The following is a 3,618-nucleotide window of genomic DNA, read 5'->3' on the forward strand; positions in this document are numbered from 1 at the left end:
CCCCTCGCCTGGCGGGTCCGGGGCGCCCTGGACCGGCTGGTGGGCGGGGTCGGGCTGCGCCGCGGCCGCCGGGACCCGCGGCGGCTGCGGGTCGGGGAGACGGTGGACTTCTGGCGCGTCGAGGAGATCGAGCCGGGGCGGCTCCTGCGGCTGCGGGCCGAGATGCGGCTGCCGGGACTGGCGTGGCTGGAGCTCGGGGTCCGCCGGGACGGCTCCCGGACGTTCGTCACGCAACGGGCGCTGTTCCACCCCCGGGGACTCGCGGGCCACGCCTACTGGTGGGCCTTCAAGCCCTTCCACGACCGGGTCTTCGGCGGGATGTGCCGGGGCATCGGCCGGGCGGCCGAGCAGGACCGCGCGGCGTCCGGGGCGCGGTCCGGCGTTCGGCGGGAACGGCAGCGGACGCCCTGATCGGAGCCGGTCAGGCGGTGTCCATCGCGGGATCGTGCAGGCTGCCCGGCGGCGGTTCCCGCACCGCGTCGCGGGCGCGTTCCAGCATGAGGGTCGCGCGCGGATGCTCGGTGAGCTGCTCGGAGAGCAGGTCCAGGGCGGGCAGGAGGCTCTCCGCCGGGACGCCGCGGACGGTGAGGATCCCGGCGGTCCAGCCGATGAACTCGGTGAGCAGGTCGGGGTCGTCCAGGTACAGGGCGGTCCCGAGGAACTCGACGATGTGCGCGACGTCCTCGGCCGTGCGGCTCCGCTGCTGGTCGGTGTACCCGGCCATCTCGGGGTACCGCGAGTCCAGCTCGCCCATCACGTGCCGGATGAGCTGCGGCGCCGCCCGGGTGACGTGGGCGTACGTCCGGTCGGCCAGGTGCGGCAGGTCGTCGATGACCCGGTGCACGGGCGGCGGCTTGGGCAGCGGGCCGCGCGCCAGCCGGTCGGCCGCGGCGCGGGCGTCGGGGGCCCACGCGTCCGCGCCGAGCAGGGCGGCGTAGCGGCCGTCGTACCCGAAGGCGGCGCCGCCGACCAGGACCGGGGTGCCGGTCGACTGGCAGGCGGTGATCGCCGCGTGCGCGGCCGGCAGCCGGGTCGCGATCGACGACGACAGCGCCACCACGACCGGTCCGGTGAGGTGCAGGTGGGAGATCAGGTGCGGGGTAGGCACCTGCGCGCCGAGGTAGTCGACCTGCCAGCCGCGCAGCCGCAGCACCTCGGCCACGAGCCGGGCCGGCAGCGCGTGCCATTCGCCGTCGATGCAGGCCACGGCGATGCGGCCGGGATGCTCCGGGGCCTGCTCCCGCTGCCGCCGCCGGACGGCCGGATGGTGGGCGACCGCACCGAGCACGCGCTCGTTGACGGCCGTCGCGGTGTGCTCCTGGGCGACGCTGATCCGGTTCGCCGCCCATTCGCGCCCTACCCGCGCCTGGAGCGGGGCTATGACGTCCAGCAGTACCTCTTCGGGCTCCATACCGTCGTCCAGCGCCGCCATCACGATGTCGGTGGCGGCGTACTCATCGCCGGTGCTGACGGCCTCCCAGAGGTCGTCCGGCAGGGAGTCGGTGCGCGTCTTCGCGGCTGTCATGCGGTGGTCCTCTCCCGTCCCCCGGCGACGCCGGGCCGGCTGCGCCCGGGCGCGGTGATCGCGATCACCGCCATGTCGTCGTGGCCGCCGGGCCCCACCCATTCGGCGGCGAGCATGTGCACCCGCTCCACCAGCGCCTCGGGCGGCATCCCGCCGCACCGGGCCAGCTCGGCGCGCAGCCGCTCCTCGCCGAACTCCTCGCCGCCCAGCGGCCCGCCGACGGCCTCGGTGATGCCGTCGGTGTACAGCAGGCAGGCGTCCCCGGGGTCGAGGGTCTCCTCCGCGGTCGTCGTCTCGATCTCCTCCAGCACGCCGATCAGGGAGCCGCGGGTCGCGGCGGTCTCGACCGTCCCGTCCACCCGGACGATCAGCGGGGCGGCGTGGCCCGCGCTGGTCATCCGCAACCGGACCTGCGCGCCCTGCCTGCGGGCCGAGACCAGGACCAGCGTCACGAACCTGGTCGATTCGCCGTACAGGAGCGTCCCGTTGAGGAGTTCCAGGACGCGCCGGTGGTCGTCCGCCATCGGCAGCAGCGCCCGGAAGGTGTTGCGGATCTTGCCGGTCAGCACGGCGGCCTCCAGGCCCTTGCCGCACACGTCCCCCAGCACCACCAGCGACTCGGCCTCCGGATCCGCCTCGTCCGCGGGGTACACGTCGTAGAAGTCGCCTCCGACAAGGTCGTCGTCCCCGGACGGCCGGTAGCGCGCCGCCATCTCCACCCCGTCCAGCTCGTGGGTGCCGGGCGGCAGCAGCTCGCGCATGAGCGTCGCGGTGATGGCCGCCTGCTCGGCGTACAGGCGGGCCGCCGACAGCGCCGCGCCCGCCCGCCCCGCGAACAGGCGGGTGGTCAGCTCCTCCCCCGCGGAGAACGTCTCGGGGCCGGACCGGCGCAGCAGCACCAGCGCCCCGGCCGGCACCCCGTGCCCCGGGAGCGCGATCACCAGCATCGCGGCGGGCGGCTCGGGCATGCCGCCCGTGATCCAGTCGGGCGCGTCGCGCGGATCGATCCAGCGCTGCGGCACCGGCGGGAAGCCCCGCATCGCCTCGGCCAGGCCCTCGACCTCGGCCGGGTCGATCGGCAGGACCCGGTGCTCGACCCGGCCGCCGGGTCCGCAGACGGCGACGGGGTGGCCGCGCCCGGAGCGCGGGACGACCACCACGGCCGCCTCGGCCAGGTGCCGGGCGGCGAGCCGCGCGGTCACGTCCATGCACCGCTCCAGGTTGAGCGATGCCAGCAGCTCGTCGGACGCGTCGGCGAGCAGCGCCGTACGCTCCCGCTCGGCCGCCAGTTCGGCGGCGAGCCGGTCGCGCTCCGCGGCCAGCTCGGCGGCCCGCCTGTCACCCTCGGTGACCGGCCGCTCGCGCTCACCTTCGCGTCGTGTCGATGCCATCCCCTCCCAGCTTGCCAGCACGACGGCAGTCGAATGTTCACGCCGAGGTGTTCAAGTGATGGTTTGAGGGCGCAGGTCCAGGTTTCGGAGGAGCTGGGCGTTCAGCGCCACCACGATCGTGGACAGCGACATCAGGATCGCGCCGACCGACATCGGGAGCACGAATCCGGCGAAGGCCAGGACGCCCGCGGCCAGCGGGACGGAGATCAGGTTGTAGCCCGCGGCCCACCAGAGGTTCTGCTTCATCTTGCGGTAGCCGGCCCGGGACAGGTCGATCACCGACAGGACCGAGCGCGGATCGTCGCTGGCCAGGATGACCCCGGCGGAGGCGATCGCGACGTCGGTGCCCGCGCCGATGGCGATGCCGACATCGGCCTGGGCGAGGGCGGGCGCGTCGTTGACGCCGTCGCCGACCATGGCCACGTGCTTGCCCTCGTCCTGCAGCGCCTTGACGGTCGCGGACTTGTCCTCGGGCCGGACGCCGGCGAAGACGCGGTCGATGCCCAGCTCCGCGCCGACCGCCTCGGCGACCGCCCGCGCGTCGCCAGTGATCATGATCACCTCGATGCCCCGCCGGTGCAGCGCGTCGACGGCCTCCCGGGACTCGGGACGGATCTCGTCGGCGAGCTTCAGCGCACCGATCACCCGGCCGTCGCGCACGACGTGCAGGATGATCGCCCCCTCGGCCCGCCACCGCTCGGC

The 3,618-nt window shown here is 74.9% G+C and carries 4 protein-coding genes; 1 reads left to right on the forward strand and 3 read right to left on the reverse strand.

Features of this window, described 5'->3' with window-relative positions:
- The coding region (locus tag E1266_RS36265) for a DUF2867 domain-containing protein (RefSeq protein WP_132054969.1) at window positions 1–411 on the forward strand (411 nt) is incomplete at its 5' end.
- Window positions 412–421: 10 nt separating this feature from the next.
- Here the strand turns inward: E1266_RS36265 and E1266_RS36270 are convergent.
- The 3 genes from E1266_RS36270 to E1266_RS36280 all read right to left on the reverse strand — a co-directional run.
- Entirely contained in the window at window positions 422–1,525 is a 1,104-nt protein-coding gene (locus E1266_RS36270) for a cobalamin B12-binding domain-containing protein (protein ID WP_132054971.1), read from the reverse strand.
- Entirely contained in the window at window positions 1,522–2,916 is a 1,395-nt protein-coding gene (locus E1266_RS36275; protein WP_132054973.1) for a GAF domain-containing SpoIIE family protein phosphatase, read from the reverse strand. The genes E1266_RS36270 and E1266_RS36275 overlap by 4 nt, the downstream gene beginning before the upstream one ends.
- Window positions 2,917–2,967: 51 nt before the next feature.
- Window positions 2,968–3,618: HAD-IC family P-type ATPase (locus tag E1266_RS36280; protein WP_132054975.1), on the reverse strand; the 651-nt coding region annotated here is incomplete at its 5' end.

It is taken from the genome of Actinomadura sp. 7K534, from assembly GCF_004348575.1.
Lineage (GTDB): Bacteria > Actinomycetota > Actinomycetes > Streptosporangiales > Streptosporangiaceae > Spirillospora > Spirillospora livida.